At 35.4% G+C, this 18797-nt stretch carries 17 protein-coding genes; 15 read left to right on the top strand and 2 right to left on the bottom strand.

Annotated features, from left to right (window positions below):
* The first annotated feature begins 121 nt into the window (after window positions 1-121).
* Window positions 122-580 (top strand): pantetheine-phosphate adenylyltransferase, encoded by a 459-nt coding sequence (coaD, locus tag D778_RS05375; protein ID WP_007648474.1) that lies wholly within the window; start codon window positions 122-124, stop codon window positions 578-580.
* Between the two features lie 110 nt (window positions 581-690).
* Here coaD and D778_RS05370 read toward each other — a convergent pair whose 3' ends face one another.
* Window positions 691-2313: a SulP family inorganic anion transporter gene (locus D778_RS05370; protein WP_007648472.1), complete on the bottom strand. Its 1623-nt coding sequence runs from the start codon at window positions 2311-2313 to the stop codon at window positions 691-693.
* A 102-nt stretch (window positions 2314-2415) separates the two neighbouring features.
* Here D778_RS05370 and D778_RS05365 point away from each other — a divergent pair, with 102 nt between their 5' ends.
* From D778_RS05365 to D778_RS05345, 5 genes are all read left to right on the top strand, one after another.
* Complete coding sequence (locus tag D778_RS05365; protein WP_007648470.1) at window positions 2416-4152, top strand: M14 family metallopeptidase; 1737 nt, start codon at window positions 2416-2418, stop codon at window positions 4150-4152.
* Between the two features lie 61 nt (window positions 4153-4213).
* Window positions 4214-5743: a bifunctional GNAT family N-acetyltransferase/carbon-nitrogen hydrolase family protein gene (locus tag D778_RS05360; RefSeq protein ID WP_007648467.1), complete on the top strand. Its 1530-nt coding sequence runs from the start codon at window positions 4214-4216 to the stop codon at window positions 5741-5743.
* Between the two features lie 72 nt (window positions 5744-5815).
* A complete protein-coding gene (locus D778_RS05355; RefSeq protein ID WP_007648464.1) occupies window positions 5816-7261 on the top strand; it encodes a RimK family alpha-L-glutamate ligase in 1446 nt (481 codons plus the stop codon).
* A 1-nt stretch (window position 7262) separates the two neighbouring features.
* Entirely contained in the window at window positions 7263-8489 is a 1227-nt protein-coding gene (locus D778_RS05350) for a glutamate-cysteine ligase family protein (protein WP_007648462.1), read from the top strand.
* 22 nt (window positions 8490-8511) lie between these two features.
* Complete coding sequence (locus D778_RS05345; protein WP_007648460.1) at window positions 8512-9201, top strand: N-formylglutamate amidohydrolase; 690 nt, start codon at window positions 8512-8514, stop codon at window positions 9199-9201.
* Here D778_RS05345 and D778_RS05340 read toward each other — a convergent pair.
* Window positions 9182-9862 (bottom strand): M15 family metallopeptidase, encoded by a 681-nt coding sequence (locus tag D778_RS05340; protein ID WP_007648456.1) that lies wholly within the window; start codon window positions 9860-9862, stop codon window positions 9182-9184. The two genes, D778_RS05345 and D778_RS05340, sit on opposite strands and share 20 nt — an antisense overlap.
* 30 nt (window positions 9863-9892) lie before the next feature.
* On the opposite strand from D778_RS05340, the gene D778_RS05335 reads away from it, so the two are divergent.
* From D778_RS05335 to D778_RS05305, 9 genes are all read left to right on the top strand, one after another.
* Entirely contained in the window at window positions 9893-10495 is a 603-nt protein-coding gene (locus D778_RS05335; RefSeq protein WP_007648454.1) for an alpha-ketoglutarate-dependent dioxygenase AlkB family protein, read from the top strand.
* Between the two features lie 373 nt (window positions 10496-10868).
* Window positions 10869-11795: an alpha/beta hydrolase family protein gene (locus D778_RS05330; RefSeq protein ID WP_007648452.1), complete on the top strand. Its 927-nt coding sequence runs from the start codon at window positions 10869-10871 to the stop codon at window positions 11793-11795.
* A 253-nt stretch (window positions 11796-12048) separates the two neighbouring features.
* On the top strand, window positions 12049-12909 hold the full coding sequence (locus D778_RS05325; protein ID WP_007648451.1) for an SPFH domain-containing protein: 861 nt from the start codon (window positions 12049-12051) through the stop codon (window positions 12907-12909).
* A gap of 10 nt (window positions 12910-12919) precedes the next feature.
* A complete protein-coding gene (locus D778_RS14490; protein ID WP_007648450.1) occupies window positions 12920-13078 on the top strand; it encodes a DUF4177 domain-containing protein in 159 nt (52 codons plus the stop codon).
* 4 nt (window positions 13079-13082) lie between these two features.
* Window positions 13083-14018, top strand: a complete 936-nt coding sequence (locus D778_RS05320) for an alpha/beta hydrolase family protein (RefSeq protein WP_007648449.1) — start codon at window positions 13083-13085, stop codon at window positions 14016-14018.
* A 1-nt stretch (window position 14019) separates the two neighbouring features.
* On the top strand, window positions 14020-14187 hold the full coding sequence (locus tag D778_RS14285; RefSeq protein ID WP_007648447.1) for a type II toxin-antitoxin system antitoxin: 168 nt from the start codon (window positions 14020-14022) through the stop codon (window positions 14185-14187).
* A 69-nt stretch (window positions 14188-14256) separates the two neighbouring features.
* The gene (locus tag D778_RS05315) at window positions 14257-15567 is read left to right on the top strand and encodes a DUF819 family protein (protein WP_007648445.1); all 1311 of its coding nucleotides are present in this window, start codon (window positions 14257-14259) and stop codon (window positions 15565-15567) included.
* 52 nt (window positions 15568-15619) lie between these two features.
* A complete protein-coding gene (locus D778_RS05310) occupies window positions 15620-16315 on the top strand; it encodes a DUF4369 domain-containing protein (RefSeq protein ID WP_007648443.1) in 696 nt (231 codons plus the stop codon).
* Between the two features lie 92 nt (window positions 16316-16407).
* The gene (locus tag D778_RS05305) at window positions 16408-18717 is read left to right on the top strand and encodes a transglycosylase domain-containing protein (protein ID WP_007648436.1); all 2310 of its coding nucleotides are present in this window, start codon (window positions 16408-16410) and stop codon (window positions 18715-18717) included.
* Window positions 18718-18797: the final 80 nt, after the last annotated feature.

Genomic DNA, 18797 nt, shown 5'->3' with positions numbered 1-18797 from the left:
TTTTCAGTAAATAAATAGTATATTTGGTAAAGAGATTCCCTTCCTGAATCATAAAGTGGAATTTTGAATCTATTGAACATAGAATTAATTAAAAAAGATTTCTGCAATCGCAAGAAGTATTATGAAACGAGCATTATTTCCTGGATCTTTTGATCCATTAACCTTAGGCCATTTTGACATTATTAGCAGAGGTGTTCATTTGTTTGATGAAGTTGTAGTGGCCATAGGCATCAATGCCGACAAAAACTACATGTTCACCTTAGAAGAACGAAAACAATTTATAGAAGCAGCTTTTAAAGATGAGCCCAAAGTAAAAGTGGTAACCTATAAAGGCATGACCATAGATTTTTGTAAGGAAATTGGTGCCGAATTCATTCTACGTGGCCTCAGGAATCCAGCCGATTTTGAATTTGAAAAAGCCATTGCACATACCAACAGAAAGCTTTCAAAAATAGAAACCGTTTTCTTGCTTACAGCAGCAAAAACATCTTATATCAGCTCCAGCATAGTTCGCGATGTTATAAGGAATAAAGGTGACTACACGGTTTTAGTGCCAGACAGCGTTAAGGTGAAGCAATAAGATGACATTCAACGTCTCAAAGACACGCTTTAAATCCAAACCAATGTAAAAAAACCTCAGTTCAAATTTGGAAAAATTGCCAACTGAAGATTAAAACCAACAGCTGAAAACTAAAGTTTATAATCTGAGAGCGGCTTCGGAAAATCTTCAGGGTTTGCTGCCAAATGGTATCTTGGGTCGTCTATGGCTTCTACAATTACCTCTCTGAATTTTGGTGAAGCTTTATACATCAAGGCCTTGCAATCCTCACTTAAATGCTTGAGCTTAATGGTTTTTCCTTCGGCTTCATATTTTGCTACAATATTAAAAATGGCTTCCAATGCAGAATGATCGCTAACTCGAGATTCCACAAAATCTATTTCAACTTTATCTGGATCGTTTTTGGCATCAAACTTATCATTAAAAGCTTTAATGGAGCCAAAGAACAAAGGCCCCCAAATTTCATAGACTTTGGTTCCATCGTCCTTAAAGCGTTTTCTGGCACGAATGCGCTTGGCATTTTCCCAAGAAAACACCAAAGCACTTACAATAACACCTGCAATTACAGCTATGGCCAAATCGAACACCACTGTTAAACCAGACACTAAAATAAGTACAAACAAATCTGTTTTTGGAATCTTGTTCATGATCCTAAAACTAGACCAAGCGAAGGTGCCAATAACAACCATAAACATTACCCCAACCAATGCAGCTATGGGTACTTGTTCTATAAGTCCGGATGCAAATAAAATAAAGCCCAACAAAGCCAAAGCAGCCACAATTCCAGAAAGTCTGGTTCTTCCACCTCCTTTTATATTGATTATGGATTGCCCAATCATGGCACAACCTCCCATACCACCAAACAATCCAGTAACAATGTTTGCGCCACCTTGGGCCAAACATTCCCTATTGGTATTCCCTCTGGTTTCGGTCAATTCATCAATTAAATTTAATGTCATTAAAGATTCTATCAATCCTATGGCAGCAAGAATTAAAGCATAAGGCCCAATAAACTTAAGGGTTTCCCATGTAAAAGGCACTTTATTGAAAATATCAGTTTGGAAACTAGGCAAACCACCTTTTAATCCTTCTCCTCCTCCATCACGAATAAAACTTCCGACGGTTGCCACATCCAGATTTCCAAAAATCACTATGGCAGAAACCACCAAAATAGCAATTAAGGCTTCTGGTAATTTTTTGGTTACTTTAGGTAGTCCAAACATGATTCCCATTGTTAAAGCCACAAGTCCTATCATGGTCCATAGCTTTGGCCCATGCATCCATACTTCTTTTCCATCTTCATAGGTCATAAACATGCCCAATTGCGAGAGAAAAATTACAATTGCCAAACCGTTTACAAAACCCATCATCACTGGATGAGGAATAAGCCTTACAAACTTACCAAGCTTAAATACACCTGCCAACATCTGTATGATTCCCATTAAAACAACTGTTGCAAACAGATAGTACAGTCCCAGCTGTTCCCCTTCTGCTCCCAAGGCATTTCCTTCGGCAACCAGGCTTACCATAACAACTGCCAAAGCTCCCGTGGCTCCACTGATCATTCCTGGTCTTCCCCCAAAAATAGAGGTAATTAAGCCTATCATAAAAGCAGCATACAAACCAACCAATGGGTCTACTCCAGCAACGAAGGCAAAGGCTACTGCCTCTGGAACCAAGGCCAATGCAACAGTTAATCCAGATAAGATATCGTTTTTGGCATTTGCAGTTCGTTTTCTTATAAACTCAGTCATGTTCTAGTGTTTTTTTTGGAGGTGCAAAAATAGACTTAATATGGTTAAACACAAGGTTATATTATTATAAATTGTTTAGTTTTATACTTTAAATCTTTCCATATGAAAAAAAACCTTGTTTTAGTATTTACTTGTTTGTCTATCAATTTTTTATCATCCCAAAGTCCTAAAGAGTTTTTAACGGTTTTTGAAAAAAGTGAAGGAAAAGAAACAGGAACTTATTCAGAGGTTATTCGTTTTTATAAAAATTTGAGTGCTACTTATCCTGAAATATCCATGCAGGAAATGGGCTTAACCGATTCAGGTTTGCCATTACATATGGTTGTATTCAATACGGATACCTACTTCGATTTTTCAGAAATAAAGAAAAGCAAACGAATTTTACTCATCAATAATGGCATCCATCCAGGTGAAAGTGATGGTATTGATGCTACCATGATGCTGTTTCGGGATTTGGCGCAGGGAACCATCAAGATGCCAAAACATACGGTTTTGGTAACCATTCCCATTTACAATATTGGTGGTAGCTTGAACAGGAATTCTGGAACACGAGCCAACCAAAATGGACCTAAAGCATATGGTTTTAGAGGCAATGCACGAAACTACGATTTGAATCGGGATTTTATAAAATGCGACACAGACAACGCTAAAAGTTTCGCCCAAATATTCCATTTGGTACAACCCGATGTTTTTATAGACAATCATGTTAGCAATGGCGCAGATTACCAATATACCTTAACGCATTTGTTCACGCAGCACAATAAATTGGGTGGTACCTTAGGTGAATACCTAAATCAGGAAATGATGCCTTTATTGGAAAAAAAACTTGCTGATAAAGAATGGGACATCACACCTTATGTCAATGTGTTCAATCAAGTTCCTGAGGTAGGTTTTTCTCAGTTTATGGATTACCCAAGATATTCTACAGGTTATACGGCTTTATGGAACGTGCTGGGAATGATGGTTGAAACGCATATGCTAAAACCTTATAAACAACGTGTAGAAGGTACATATGAATTGATGATTAGCATGCTTGAAATTATTGAAGAAAACCATGAAAAAATAACCTTATTGAGAGAAAGTTCCTTTTATAATTTTAAAGAAGGAACTGCGTATCCTTTAGATTGGCAAATTGACACTACAAGGATTTCAACCCTAAAATTTAAAGGCTTTGAAGGGAAAATGATTACAAGCGAAATTACAGGATCTCAACGCTTAAAATACGATAGAGACAAGCCATTTACCAAAGATGTCAAATATCAGAATTATTTTAAACCAAGCATTCAAGTTACAGTTCCCAAAGCTTATCTTGTGCCTCAAGGCTGGCATGACGTTGTTGAATTATTAAAATTGAATCAGGTACAAATGAAACGTTTTGAAAAAGACACAACCCTTACTGTAACATCCTATAAAATTGCTGGATTTGAAACCAGAAAAAACGCTTATGAAGGTCATTACCCTCATTACAATACAACCATAAATGCTTCAGTGGAAAACATCACTTTTAGAAAAGGAGATTATTACATTGCTACCAACCAACCTGCTAAACGCTATTTGCTGGAAACTTTAGAGCCACAAGCTCCTGACTCTTTTTTTAACTGGAATTTTTTCGATGCCATTTTACAACAAAAAGAAGGATTTTCACCTTATGTTTTTGAAGATACGGCCAAGGTTATGCTGGACAACAATGATCAATTGAGAACTGAATTTCAAAAGAAAAAAGAAAATGATAAAGATTTTTCTGCAAATTGGTACATGCAACTAAACTGGCTCTATCAACAATCAATTCATGCTGAAAAAACATATATGCAATATCCTATTTATAGGATTAATGAATAAGATAGACTTTAATTTTTCAGTTATATTTTCATTTAAATTTACATAAAATTAAACTATAAAAATGAAACCTCAAGACATAGAAAACATAGAATTACAGTATTTAACCTTGGACGATTATCAAGAACTGAAAGGAGCCATGCAAGAAGCTTACAAGTCCATGCCAAACTTATACTGGAGAGAACACCAAATTAAAACTCTGATAGACAAATTCCCAGAAGGGCAAGTAGTTATAAAAATCAATAATCAAATTGCTGGGTGTGCCCTTTCCATTATAGTGGATTACGACAGTATTGATGACATACACACCTATGAAGACATAACGGGCAATTACACCTTTAATACGCATGATACCGATAAAGGAGATGCACTATATGGAATAGATGTTTTTATAAAACCAGAATTTCGTGGCTTGCGCTTAGGAAGAAGGCTATACGATTACAGAAAAGAGCTTTGTGAAAAATTAAATTTAAGAGGTATTGCATTTGGTGGTAGGATTCCAAATTTTCATAAGTATTCTAAAGAGATGAGTCCTAAAGAATATATAGATAAAGTGAGGCGAAAAGAAATTCACGATCCTGTTTTAAACTTTCAAATTTCCAATGATTTTCATCCTGTCCGAATTTTAAAAGGGTATCTAGAAGGCGATAATGCTTCTGGAGAATACGCAGTTTTATTGGAATGGGATAACATTTATTACGAAAAACCTTCAAAAAAAGCGGCTACCAAGAAAAAAATTGTTCGCTTAGGTTTAATTCAATGGCAAATGCGTTTATACAAAGATTTGGAAGAATTAATGCAGCAAGCTGAATATTTTATTGATGCTGTGTCTGGATATCGTTCAGATTTTGCTTTATTCCCTGAGTTTTTTAATGCTCCTTTAATGGCAGAAAACAATCATTTATCAGAGTCTGAAGCCATTCGTGAACTGGCAAAGCACACAGAATCCATCGTTCAAAAATTTTCAGAGTTTGCCATTACCTATAACATCAATATCATTACAGGAAGTATGCCAGAGGTTAAAGACGATTTGCTGTATAATGCTGGGTACTTATGCAAAAGGGATGGTTCCATAGAACGTTATGAAAAATTACACGTCACACCTGATGAGGCTAAGGTTTGGGGACTGCAAGGAGGCACACAACTAAAAGCTTTTGATACCGATTGTGGGAAAATTGGTATTTTGATTTGTTATGATTCTGAATTTCCGGAACTAAGCAGGATCTTGGCAGATGAGGGTATGGACATCTTATTTGTGCCTTTTTTAACAGATACACAAAATGGTTATTCAAGGGTTCGCCACTGTGCACAAGCTAGAGCCATAGAAAATGAATGTTATGTGGCCATTGCCGGAAGTGTAGGTAATTTACCTAAGGTCCACAACATGGATATTCAATTTGCACAATCCATGGTGTTTACACCTTGTGATTTTTCGTTTCCTGCAAACGGAATCAAGGCTGAAGCCACAACCAATACCGAAATGATTTTAATTGCAGATGTGGACATTGATTTGCTTCGAGAACTCAACCAATTTGGTAGCGTTAGAAACTTGAAGGACAGACGAAAAGACCTTTTTGAACTACGCAAAAAATAATTTCAGTTCTTGTAAATGGTATCGATAAATAATCTAATTTTGTTAAAAATATATATCGCGATTTCGCTTTAAATGAATAAATACATTGTTGTCAATCAACCTGAAAAATGGCATTTTTCGATTGAGAATATTACCGTAATTTCTTCGCAAGAATATCTTACAGACCCCAAGTTTTCATTATTAAAAAATGCTCGTATTTTTAATCTTTGCAAAGACTATTCGTATCAATCCAAAGGTTATTATGTGTCTCTATTGGCTGAAGCTAGAGGACATTTACCCATTCCTACCGTAAAAAACATAGTGGATTTAAAAGCTTTGAAACTGGTACGTATCGTATCTGATGAGTTTGATGATGTGATTCAACAAAGTTTAAAAAACATCAAATCCCAAGAATTTACCCTTAGTATTTATTTTGGTCAAAATGTGGCCCAAAAATACAAGGAGCTCAGCACTTTGTTTTACAGGCATTTTCAAGTGCCTTTTTTAAGGGTGAAATTCAATCACACCACCAAATGGAACATCCAAAACATTAGAGCCATTTCAGAATCTGAAATCCCTTTGGAGCATATGGAAAGTGTTCATGTTTTTGCCAATCAGTATTTTTCAAAAAAACGTTACGACACCCCAAAATTAACCACCTCTGATTTTGACTTGGCCATTTTGGTTAACCCTAACGATCCTGCACCACCAAGCAATGCAAAAGCCCTTAAAAAATTTGTGGACATAGCTGAAAAAATGAATATTTACGCAGAGATAATAGAACCTAAAGATCTTTCAAGGCTATCGTCTTTCGATGCTCTATTTATTAGGCAAAGCACAGAGGTCAATAACGAAGCATATGCGTTTGCCAGAAAAGCGCAGCAAGATGGTATAGCCATTATAGATTATCCAGATGCCATTTTAAAATGCTGCAACAAGGTATATATGGCCGAAGCCTTAAACAATGCCAATATTGCCACCCCAAAAACGGTTATCGTACATAAAGAAAACAGAAACGAGGTCTTGGAACAAGTTGGCCTGCCCTGTGTTTTAAAAGCACCAGACTCTACTTTTTCCTTTGGTGTAAAAAAGGCTAAAACAGAAGAAGAATACAAGCATTTGGTGTCTAACATGCTTAAAGAATCAGATCTTATTATAGCTCAGGAATTTTGTCCCTCGGATTACGATTGGAGAATTGGTATTATAGACAACGCACCTTTTTTTGCATGCAAATATTATATGGCCAAAGGACATTGGCAGATTTATAATTGGGATGCCAAGAAAAAAGACGATCAAGATGGCAATGCCGACTGTTTACCCATTGAAAAAGTGCCAAGAAATGTGCTGGACATGGCTCTAAAATCGGCTAAACTTATGGGAAAAGGACTTTATGGTATAGATATAAAAGTAGTGAACAACAAACCAATGGTTATAGAAATAAACGATAATCCAAACATCGATTTTGGTGTGGAGGATGCTTATTATGGAGATGATGTGTATATTAAAATACTTACAGCTTTAAAAAACAGATTGGATTAACATGAGTAAAAAATATCATTTGTTCGAAGTATATGGCATAGAGTTGGAATACATGCTGGTTTATAACAACACGTTTATAGCTGCTCCAATTGTTGATGAACTTTTAAGTGCAAAAGCTGGAGAACAGGCATCTGATGTTGAAAATGGAGCAATTGCATGGAGCAATGAATTGGTAGCTCATGTGGTGGAATTAAAAACCAATGGACCAAGTGACAATTTAGATGCTTTGTCGGATTTATTTCACAAAAATGTCCTGGAAATCAATGCCATTTTAAAACCCTTACAAGCCCATTTGCTGCCAACTGCCGCACATCCTCTATTAAACCCATTAAGAGACACAGAGCTCTGGAAACACAGCTACAGTGAAGTTTACGAATTGTACAATAGAATTTTCAATTGTAAAGGGCATGGCTGGAGCAATGTACAGAGTACACATATAAATTTACCCTTTTACGACGATAAGGAGTTTGAAAAACTCCATGCTGCCATTCGGGTTATATTACCGCTTATTCCAGGTTTATGTGCCAGTTCACCCATACTTGAAGGCAAAAACACTGGGTTTAAAGATGCACGCTTGGAATATTACAAAACCAACCAAAAGGAAATCCCAGAACTAACCGGATTGGTTATCCCAGAACGTGTGTTTACAAAAGTGGATTATTACGCTACCATTTTTGAGCCTATTAAAAAAGCCATTAAACCACATGACACCAATAACATTCTAGATCATCATTTTTTAAATTCCCGTGGTGCCATAGCGCGTTTTGACAGAAATGCCATAGAAATAAGATTGGTAGACATACAGGAAAGCCCAAAAGCAGACATGGCCATCTGTGTCTTGATTATTGAAGTGCTTAAATTGCTTGTAAACAAAAAGCTGGCTCCAATACAACAACAAAAAAAATGGCTAAAACAGGAGCTTTTTAATGTGTTGAACCCCATAATTAAAGATGCTGAAAACTATCACATTTCCAACTTGGATTATTTGAACTTATTTTTAATCCATGAAACTGTATCGGTAAAAAACCTTTGGAAACATTTATACGGTTTGGCAAAATATCAGATTCATGAAACGCATCATGAAAGCATTGAAACCATATTAAATGAAGGTACTTTGGCCACCAGGATTTTAAAAGCTGTAGGAACAGATTTTACTGAAGCAAAAATTAAAAACGTTTATTCAAGATTAGCGGATTGCCTACAAAAAAACACAGTTTTTTTGCCATGAAAAAATCAAGCAACCCAAATACATGAAACTGGTAATTACCTGTGAACATGGTGGGAATTTTGTCCCAAAAAAGTACCAGCCTCTATTTAAAAAGCAAGAAACTGTTTTGCAAACACATAGAGGTTTTGATCCTGGAACCTTGGATTTGTTTCAATACTTAAAACCTCTTTCCCATTTTTCAATATTCAGTGATACCAGTCGCTTGTTAATTGAACTTAACAGATCCTTACATCATAAAGATTTATTTTCGGAATTTTCAAAAACTCTTCCAGAAGCAGAAAAAAAACAATTAATAGATGATTACTATTTGGTTTATAGAAATAACGTTGAAAATAGGATAAGAACGTATCTAAAAACCAATGAAACGATCTTGCACTTATCGATACATTCTTTTACGCCAATATTGAATTCCGTAGAAAGACATGGAGATATAGGTTTACTGTATGATTCCAAAAGATCTTTGGAAAAACAATTCTGTAAAATCTTTAAATCGCATATTGTGGCAGAAAACCCTAAATATTTAGTCAGGTTTAATTACCCTTATCTAGGTAAAGCAGATGGTTTCACAACCTACTTAAGAAAGCAATTTCCTATAAATTATTTGGGAATTGAGCTTGAAATCAATCAAAGATTTTCCAAAAACAACCAGATGGATTCGCAATTGAAAGCAGATATATTTAGTGCTTTGCTAATTACTTTACAGGAAAATTAAAATAGGTTTTAGGATAGGGCTCGTTACGTAAAGTAAAATGCCACCATTCTTTGGAATAATTCCTGAAACCATGTTTTAACATAACCTTTTGCAATAACTGTCTATTGGATTTTTGGGAATCCGAAATACCTTGATAATCGACCCAAGATGCTTCACCAAAAAAGTCGTATGGGCTTCCCATATCCAATTCTTCATAAGTCTCAGCATTCACTATGGTTACATCCAAAGTACTGCCTCTACTGTGTCCAGATTTCGAGGCTATATACCCTTCTCGAAACAAGTGCTTCTTTTTTACATCTGGATAAAACTGTTGCTTGTTTAAAGTATCGTTCCATTGTTTGGCCCAAACCATAAAATGGTTTACTGCCTGTTGTGGTCTATAACCATCAAAAACCTTTAAACACAAATTTTGTTTTAAAAGCTCTTCCTGAACTTGCTTTAAGGCTAAGGCAGTAGGTTTGGTAACAATTAATTTATTGGCATGATAACCTTGAATGGTGTCTCCAACAAAATTATTTGTTGAAAAATAACGCAATTCCACTTTTAAATCAGGTATCACATCTGTTGCATAAACAAATCCTTCAGGTATTGTTTGTTTTTTTTGGTTTGTTAAAAACAAACAAAGTACAAAAGAAGCTAGTATGACTATTTTTATTTTCATAGGGTTATGGCTAATTTAGAAAAAAATTAAATGATGGATTTGTTTTCTCAAGAAAAAACCATGTTAAATTTACCACAAGCTAAGTTGGTTTATGTACCGGAGTTTTACCATAATCCGGAGGCAGACAGTATTTTTAAAGTCTTATTGCAACATGTTCCATGGCAGCAAGACCATATAAGCCTTTTTGGAAAAACCTATAAGCAACCAAGGTTAACAGCCTTGTATGCAGAGAATGACAAGACCTACACTTATTCCGGCATCACCATGAAACCTCATCCTTTCAATAAACTGTTATTACAGATAAAAAACGAGGTAGAGATAATTTCCAAACACAAATTTAACTCTGTACTGATCAATTTATATAGAGATGGTAACGATAGCAACGGTTGGCATGCAGATAATGAAAAGGAACTGGGCAACAATCCCGTAATTGCCTCCCTAAGTTTTGGAGCCAAACGTATGTTTAAATTTAAGCACCGAACATTGAACACAGAAAATTACAAACTGGAATTGGAACACGGCAGTTTATTGATTATGAAAGGTGAGATGCAACATTATTGGCTGCACCAAGTTCCAAAAACCAAAAAACCCATTGGAAAAAGAATCAACCTCACCTTTAGGTATATCGAATAAAAAAACCGAGGTCCCTCAACCTCGGTTTAGTTTAATTTGCATCTTTATTATGTAGTTAGATTTAGGGTCTCTAGTATCAACAACATAATGCAAATATTAATTAATTAATCCATTGAACTAAAAAGTAATATTTTAGTACACTTCAAATGTAAAATTTAATTTGAATATTGACGTTTAAAAGCTATTATTTTCGATGAAATGCATCTTTTTTTAACATTTAAGGGTGAAATAACATAAATTTCCGACAAAATACACTATTTTAAAGTTCAAAATTGGATACATTTTAAAACATTAAAACATAATTTTAAGCTAATTTTACGTTTATATATGGAATCGATTTTTTTAAGATTTTAATTTTAAAACCATCATAGTTATGAAACTCAAGTGTCTTTTAATGTTTTTTGTTGGTCTAAGCAATTTGATAATATCCCAAGAAAACAATTTTAATACAGAAGATGTTTCCGTAAATAGCTTCATAGATGGCACCTTACTTACACCCAATGACATCAACAATCCACCATTGGCCATTATAATTGGGGATTCTGGTCCAACCGACCGAAATGGAAACCAAAATTTTCAAAAAAACAATATTCTAAAAAAATTGGCAGAAGGTTTAACAAACCAAGGCATAGCCACATTTAGATATGACAAACGCATCGTAAAACAGATTAGAAAAGGAAGGGTTGATAAAAACATTGGTTTCAATGATTTTGTTTCTGATGCAATTTCAATCGTCAATCATTTCAAAGAAAAAAACACCTTTAAAGAGCTATATATAATAGGTCATGGCCAAGGAAGCTTGGTTGGGATGCTTGCATCCAAAGAAAATGTATCCGGATTTGTTTCCATTGCAGGTTCAGCAAAACCTATAGACCAAGTGATCCTGGAACAAATAAAACTAACCGTTCCTGGACTGGAAGACGCATCCAAAGTGGCTTTTGAAAAATTAAAAGCTGGAGAAACCACTGCCAACTATCCTCCTGCATTGGAATCCATATTCAGCAAAGAAAACCAAGCCTTTATGAGCAGTTGGATGCAGTATAACCCTCAAGAGCACATTGCAGTGTTACAAATCCCTGTTTTGATAATAAATGGCACCAAAGATTTACAGGTTCCTGTAGCTGAAGCCCAACTATTAAAAAACAACGCACAAAATGGCAAATTGTTATTAATTGAAAACATGAACCATGTCATGTTTCCCATACTAGGGGACGATCTTGAAAACTCCAAATCCTATAACGAGTCTTTTAGAAAGTTAAGTCCAGAGCTCATTCCAGCCATTACAGATTTTATTAACTAAATTCTCTTTTCTACAAGTATAAAAAAGAAAAGCATCCTAAAAAGGACACTTTTCTTAACTAACCAACCAAAAATATGAAATACTACCTTTTTATAAAGTAACCACACTCTTTAAAAAGTTTTTAGTGTAGTATCAATTTACATGACATATTTCAATCATCGTGCCAAACTTAATTTTGAAGGCAAATAATTTTTACATATCTTTATGATATCATTTTAATATCATAATAAATTAACCAACTAAATATCATCTCATGAAAGAAGAAAAAATTATTGTTCCTGCCAATGGCTATTTAATGCTATTTGTGTTTTTAGTATTATTTATTGGTGGTATAGCAGCTGTAGTTGCCTATAAAAATCCATGGTTTGTCTTATCCATTGCAACTGCCTTGTTTATTGCCTTAGGGTTTATCATGGTACAACCCAACAACTCCAGGGTTTTATTACTTTTTGGAAAATATGTGGGCAGCATTAAAAAAAATGGGTTTTATTGGACAAACCCGTTTTATACCAAAAAGAAAATTTCTTTACGTGCCAGTAATTTTGATAGTGAACGTTTAAAAGTGAATGACAAGTTAGGCAATCCAGTAATGATAAGCACCATTTTAGTGTGGAGAGTACAAAACACCTATAAAGCAGCCTTTGATGTGGACAATTACGAAAATTTTGTGCGTGTGCAAACAGATGCTGCAGTTAGAAAACTAGCAAGCATGTATCCTTATGACAATTTTGCCGATGAAGGCCTTGCCGAAGACATTACCTTAAGATCCAGTGTTAATGAAGTGAGCGAAGCTTTGGAAAAAGAAATAGACGAACGTCTATCCATTGCAGGAATAGAAGTCCTGGAAGCCAGAATTGGCTATTTGGCTTATGCGCAGGAAATTGCCAATGCCATGCTAAAACGCCAACAAGCTACTGCCATAGTTGCAGCAAGACATAAAATTGTTGAAGGTGCAGTCAGTATGGTGGAAATGGCTCTTGAAGAATTAAGCAAAAAACAAATTGTTGATTTAGACGAAGAACGCAAAGCAGCCATGGTTAGCAATCTAATGGTTATATTATGTGGTGATAAAGATGCATCACCTATTGTAAATGCAGGTACTTTAAATCATTAAACTTAAAATTATGAAAGAATATAAAGTCATTTCCTGGAAAATGGGCTTAAGCAAAAACAACGAGCGCTTGGAAGAAACATTAAATCAACACGCCATGTCTGGTTGGAAAGTGGTACATATATCCGAAAATTCTGCGAGAATAGTCTTGGAACGTGATAAAAACAGGTAAACACATGAAACAGTTTTTATTCTTTACCATCTTATTGTATGCTGTTTTCTCATTTTCTCAAGAACCTATGGTTTCAGAAGACATTTTGTTGAGGAACGATAGCATCCAGCTTCCTGGCACCTTAACATATAACAACACGTTAAAAAGTCAGCCCTTGGCTATTTTTATTCATGGTTCTGGGAATGTGGATAGAAACGGCAATCAAGCTGGAGCAAATATCAAAGCCAACTATATCAAACAATTAGCCGATAGCCTTAATGCCAAGGGGATTGCCTTTTACAGATACGATAAAAGAAGTGCCACCAAAGAAAACATCAAATTTATAATGGACGATATGGATTTTTATGGGTTTGTGGAAGATGCCAACCTGGCCATTTCCAAATTTAAAGACGACAACCGATTTAGCAGTATCACACTCATTGGGCACAGTCAAGGATCCTTGGTTGCTATGTTGGCTGCACAAAAACATGTTGATAAATATATTTCGTTGGCTGGCGTTAGTGAAGATATGGGAACCTTCATTATTAACAGCTACAAACTTTACAGTGAAGAAATGGGACAAATGGCGCAAGAACATATTAATGAGCTTAAAGAAACTGGAACCATAGAAAACGTAAATCCTACACTGGCACATTTGTTCAGCAAACCCAATCAACCATTTTTCATCTCGTGGATGGCCTATAACCCTTCCGAAGAAATAAAAAAACTTGATATCCCAATATTGATTATAAACGGCACAAAAGACCTTCAGGTAAAAGTGCAGGAAGCCAATAAATTGCATGAAGTCAAACCAGAATCTGAAATTGTGATCATAGAAAACATGAACCACATTTTAAAAAACATAGAAAACGACCAGGATAATATGAAAACTTATTTTTCACCAGATTATCCCTTGTCTGAAGCACTTATAAACACGATTGAAGCTTTTATAAAAAAATAACATGTCGAAAAAGAAAGCCTTTGCATTAAGAATCAATGAAGAGATGCTGAAAGCTATTGAAAAATGGGCTTCAGACGAGTTCAGGAGCACTAATGGACAAATTGAGTGGATACTCATGCAGCAGCTCAAAGAACACAATAGAGAACCAAAAAAAACAGAAAAAAAGTGACTTTAAAAAAGTTGCTTTTTTTATACCCATTTATTTTGGTATTTTGCAGCATCTTAAAAAATACAGAACATGCAACAAGCTCCAATTTTTACAGACGATACGATTGTTTTTGGACTCCTAATGCTTACGTTAGGTTTTATTTTTTATACAGAATCCATTAAAACAGGGTTTTGGCCAAAATTCTATAAAATTGTTCCTGGCCTCTTTATGGCATATATGTTACCAGCCGTTTTAACCACTCTTGGACTTATTGCCCCAGAATGGGAAACAACTTCAGATTCTGGCGAAGTGGCAAAGCACAGCACCAGCTTATATTATGTTTCCAGTAGGTATTTATTACCTGCAGCATTGGTGTTAATGACCTTGAGCATCGATTTAAAAGCTGTATTTAATTTGGGCTGGAAAGCCTTGGTTATGTTCCTTACAGGAACTGTAGGGATTGTAATTGGAGGACCCATTGCCATTTTATTGATTTCTATGGTTTCTCCAGAAACTGTTGGTGGTGTTGGGCCTGATGCCGTTTGGAGAGGTCTCTCTACCCTAGCAGGAAGCTGGATTGGTGGTGGAGCCAACCAAACAGCAATGCTTGAAATTTTTGAATACAACCAATCCGAATATGGTAAAATGGTATTTGTGGATATCGTGGTTGCCAATATATGGATGGCCATAATTTTAATAGGAATTGGAAGATCTAAAGCTATTGATAGATGGTTAAGAGCAGATAATTCTGCCATAGAAGCTTTAAAGGAAAAAGTAACCACCTTTGCCAAAAGCGTCAAACGAAATCCCTCTTTAACAGACATCATGATTATTGTTGCCATTGCTTTTGGAACTGTTAGCATCTCTCATATGTGTGCCAATTTCTTAGCACCTTATTTTGAAAGGGTGGTCAACAATATAGAGTCTAAAACCCTTAGAAACACCTTTACCTTTTTAGATTCCCAGTTCTTTTGGATGATTAGTATCGCAACACTTGTTGCCATATTACTGTCCTTTACAAAAGCCAAAAATTACGAAGGTGCAGGAGCCAGTAAATTTGGAAGTGTTTTTATCTACATCCTTGTGGCTTCCATAGGTATGAAAATAGATTTAATGTCCATTTTTGATAATCCTGGATTGATTGCTGTAGGCTTGGTATGGATGAGCATACATGCCATGTTATTGATACTGATTGCCAAGCTTATTAGAGCTCCTTATTTTTTCTTAGCTGTTGGAAGCCAGGCAAACGTTGGTGGCGCAGCCTCTGCTCCTATTGTCGCTTCGGCATTTCATCCATCTTTAGCCACTGTTGGTGTGCTTCTGGCTGTGTTTGGTTATGCCATAGGAACCATTGCTGCCATAGGCTGTACTATTTTAATGAAATTCGCTGCAGGAGGTTAGTATATCTTTAATTTTTATATGATATTTGCGCTCCAAAATTCTTAATAGTAATATGAAAAAGTTAGCCCTTGTTTTTGTTCTTGTGTCTTTAATTTCTTGTGGAAAAGATCCTGACTTAATTGTTAAAGGTCATGTAAAAGGTTTAAAAAAAGGAACAGTATACCTTGAAAAGGAAAAAGACTCTTCCATCATTATTGTAGATTCTGTTTCATTAAATGGGGTTTCGGAGTTTGAATTACAAAGCGATCTGGAATCTCCAGAAGCTTTTTATTTACGTTTGGACAAAAACAACAGCAAAGAAAACAATACGCGAATTGTATTTTTTGCTGATAAAGGTGTTACAGAAATCAACACCACTCTAAAAAACTTTGTGACAGATGCTAAAATAACAGGTTCTACCCAACAAAAGCTTTACGAAGATTTTTTAAAGGTGATTACCAGATACAATGAGAAAAACCTAGATCTCATCAAGGAAAATTTTGATGCCAAAAAAGCAAACGACTCTGCTAAAATTGAAGCCAGCACAAAAGCTATGAACAATTTAACCAAAAGCAGATATTTGTATGTGGTAAATTTTGCCGTAAACAATAAGGATAGCGAGGTAGCTCCTTATCTGGCTTTAACAGAAGTTTACGATGCGCAAATAAAATGGCTGGACACCATAAACAATGCCCTAACGCCAAAAGTTAAAGCTTCTAAATACGGTAAAGCTTTAGATGGGTATTTAGCCATAAGAAAAGCTGAATAAAAGAGTACCAATAGCAAATTTTCATATTTAATACATTCATTTTATACGCTTCTTTTTAATATGTCGTTTCTTTGTAAATAGAAATTGACACCATGTTTTCTAAAAACCAGAAATTAAAAACTTGGGCAAAACGGATTGCCTATGGCTTTTTTATAACTTTTGCAGTACTACTATGCTTTTATGGCAGTATTTATTTTGGCTTTTGGGGAGAAATTCCTTCAGCCAAAAAATTGGCAAACCTTAAGCAAAGCCAAGCCACACAGGTTCTGGACACCAACAACGACCTGATAGGAAAGTTTTACATTTACGACAGACAGTCCATAAGCTATAACGATTTCCCACAACATTTAATCGATGCGCTAATAGCAACCGAGGACACACGTTTTTATGAACATAATGGTATAGACAATACCAGTTTATTAAGGGTGTTTTTTAAAACCATATTGCTTTCCGATAAATCTTCGGGAGGTGGAAGCACCATTACCTTACAATTGGCCAAAAACCTATATGGACGAAAAGATTACGGTTTTTTAAGTATTGTGGTCAATAAACTTAGGGAAAGTATTGTTGCCAGACGTATCGAGGACATTTACTCCAAAAAGGAAATTCTTACTTTGTATTTTAATACAGTTCCGTTTCCAGACAATACCTATGGCATTGAAAGTGCTTCACAAAAATTTTTCAACACAAAAACGCGCCTTTTAAACCTCTCTCAAGCAGCAACCCTTGTTGGAACCTTAAAAGCCAATAATGGCTATAATCCTAGATTGTACCCAGAAAGTTCGCAACAACGTAGGGATTTGGTGATTCAATTAATGAAAAATCAAAACTTAATAACAGAGCAGGAAGCAAAAGCCGTAATCAATAAAGATATTGAACTGGATTATCAATATTATGCACCAAACCAAGGTTTGGCTCCTTATTTTAGAGCAGAAATCAAAAAGCAGTTGGATGCCATTCTTCAAGAAAAAAAATATAAAAATCCAGATGGGGAAGCTTACAACATCTATCATGATGGTTTAAAAGTCTATACCACTTTGGATAATAATTTGCAACGCTATGCAGAAGAGGCCATGCAAGAACACATGGCAAGCTTACAACGTCAATTTGAAAAAGCTTATGGACAAAATGCGCCTTGGTTAAAAAACAAACCTGCTTTTTTGGCAGCCAAAAAACGTTTGAAAACATATAGAAAGCTAAAACAGCAAAACTTATCAGACAAAGCCATTGAGGATTCCTTGAACAAAAAGCATAAAACCGAATTGTTCTCTTGGGATGAGCCCACTGTTGAAAACCTTTCAACACTGGATAGTTTGGAATATTATTCAAAATTCCTAAATGCAGGAATGCTTTCTTTAGAACCTACAACAGGTGCCATAAAAGCTTATGTAGGGGGAATTGATTACAGATATTTTCAATACGACCATGTCTCACAAAGTAAAAGACAGGTTGGCTCTACGTTTAAACCTATAGTTTACACAGCTGCTCTAGAAAATGGCATGGAACCTTGCTCCTATTTTTCAATTAAAGAGGTAACTTATACAGATGTTAATAATTGGACTCCAAAAAATGCTTCGGAAGTAGAAAACAAAGACTTAAATTACTCTTTAGCATATGCATTAAGTCGCTCTGTAAATACTATTTCGGTGAAAGTATTACAAGAAACGGGAATAGACAAGGTGATGGAACAAGCGCATGCCATGGGCATTAAAAGTGATATAGAAAAAGTACCAGCCATAGCTTTGGGAACATCAAACTTAAGTCTCATGGAACTGGCAACTGCTTATACCACTTATGTAAACCAAAGCAAGCCGTCAAAACCTGTTTTTATTACTAAAATTGAAGATAAGAATGGACATGTGATAGCAACATATGAAGATTTAAATCCTGAAACACCAAAAACAGAAGCGTTTAGCGAAGATACCAGACAGGTAATGTTGGAGTTTTTAAAAGAAACGGTAAACAATGGTACTGCAAGCAGGTTGCGTTCAACTTACAATTTCTCCAATGATATTGCTGGAAAAACAGGAACGACCCAAGACAATAAAGATGGCTGGTTTGTAGGTATTATGCCTAAACTGGTTACTGTTGTTTGGGTTGGCAACGACAATCAGCAGATAGGTTTTAGCAATACAAGTATTGGTCAAGGAGCCAATTCTGCTTTACCTATGTTTGCCAAGTTTTTACAAAAACTGAATTCGGACCCCAACTATCAAAACATAAGTCAGGCCAGATTTGTAAAGCCTTCGGAAAAAGTATTAAAAGCTATTGATTGTGAACTTACAAAAGAAGAAAGCTTCTTTAAACAATTGTTTGGCAATAAAAAAAGTGAAAAACCCTTTAAAAAGAAAAAGAAAAAGGGGTTTTTCTCATGGTTAAAAAAAGATAAAGACTCGATTTAAAACAAAAAAGTCCAGCATACTTACTGAACTTCTTTAGAGCCGATGGAGGGACTTCCTTCGACTGTGCTCAGGATAAACTT

Source organism: Xanthomarina gelatinilytica (assembly GCF_000348685.1).
In the GTDB taxonomy this organism is placed as follows: domain Bacteria; phylum Bacteroidota; class Bacteroidia; order Flavobacteriales; family Flavobacteriaceae; genus Xanthomarina; species Xanthomarina gelatinilytica.
This window is presented reverse-complemented; position numbering and strand designations above follow the sequence as displayed.

Excerpts from the sequence above, each read along its gene's own strand:
- D778_RS05310 (WP_007648443.1), top strand. The coding sequence starts at position 15,620 with ATGAAAAAGTTAGCCCTTGTTTTTGTTCTTGTGTCTTTAATTTCTTGT.
- D778_RS05340 (WP_007648456.1), bottom strand. The coding sequence starts at position 9,862 with ATGAAAATAAAAATAGTCATACTAGCTTCTTTTGTACTTTGTTTGTTT.
- D778_RS05360 (WP_007648467.1), top strand. The coding sequence starts at position 4,214 with ATGAAACCTCAAGACATAGAAAACATAGAATTACAGTATTTAACCTTG.
- D778_RS05305 (WP_007648436.1), top strand. The coding sequence starts at position 16,408 with ATGTTTTCTAAAAACCAGAAATTAAAAACTTGGGCAAAACGGATTGCC.
- D778_RS05350 (WP_007648462.1), top strand. The coding sequence starts at position 7,263 with ATGAGTAAAAAATATCATTTGTTCGAAGTATATGGCATAGAGTTGGAA.
- coaD (WP_007648474.1), top strand. The coding sequence starts at position 122 with ATGAAACGAGCATTATTTCCTGGATCTTTTGATCCATTAACCTTAGGC.
- D778_RS05330 (WP_007648452.1), top strand. The coding sequence starts at position 10,869 with ATGAAACTCAAGTGTCTTTTAATGTTTTTTGTTGGTCTAAGCAATTTG.
- D778_RS05365 (WP_007648470.1), top strand. The coding sequence starts at position 2,416 with ATGAAAAAAAACCTTGTTTTAGTATTTACTTGTTTGTCTATCAATTTT.
- D778_RS14490 (WP_007648450.1), top strand. The coding sequence starts at position 12,920 with ATGAAAGAATATAAAGTCATTTCCTGGAAAATGGGCTTAAGCAAAAAC.
- D778_RS05325 (WP_007648451.1), top strand. The coding sequence starts at position 12,049 with ATGAAAGAAGAAAAAATTATTGTTCCTGCCAATGGCTATTTAATGCTA.
- D778_RS05370 (WP_007648472.1), bottom strand. The coding sequence starts at position 2,313 with ATGACTGAGTTTATAAGAAAACGAACTGCAAATGCCAAAAACGATATC.
- D778_RS05345 (WP_007648460.1), top strand. The coding sequence starts at position 8,512 with ATGAAACTGGTAATTACCTGTGAACATGGTGGGAATTTTGTCCCAAAA.
- D778_RS14285 (WP_007648447.1), top strand. The coding sequence starts at position 14,020 with ATGTCGAAAAAGAAAGCCTTTGCATTAAGAATCAATGAAGAGATGCTG.
- D778_RS05335 (WP_007648454.1), top strand. The coding sequence starts at position 9,893 with ATGATGGATTTGTTTTCTCAAGAAAAAACCATGTTAAATTTACCACAA.
- D778_RS05355 (WP_007648464.1), top strand. The coding sequence starts at position 5,816 with ATGAATAAATACATTGTTGTCAATCAACCTGAAAAATGGCATTTTTCG.
- D778_RS05315 (WP_007648445.1), top strand. The coding sequence starts at position 14,257 with ATGCAACAAGCTCCAATTTTTACAGACGATACGATTGTTTTTGGACTC.
- D778_RS05320 (WP_007648449.1), top strand. The coding sequence starts at position 13,083 with ATGAAACAGTTTTTATTCTTTACCATCTTATTGTATGCTGTTTTCTCA.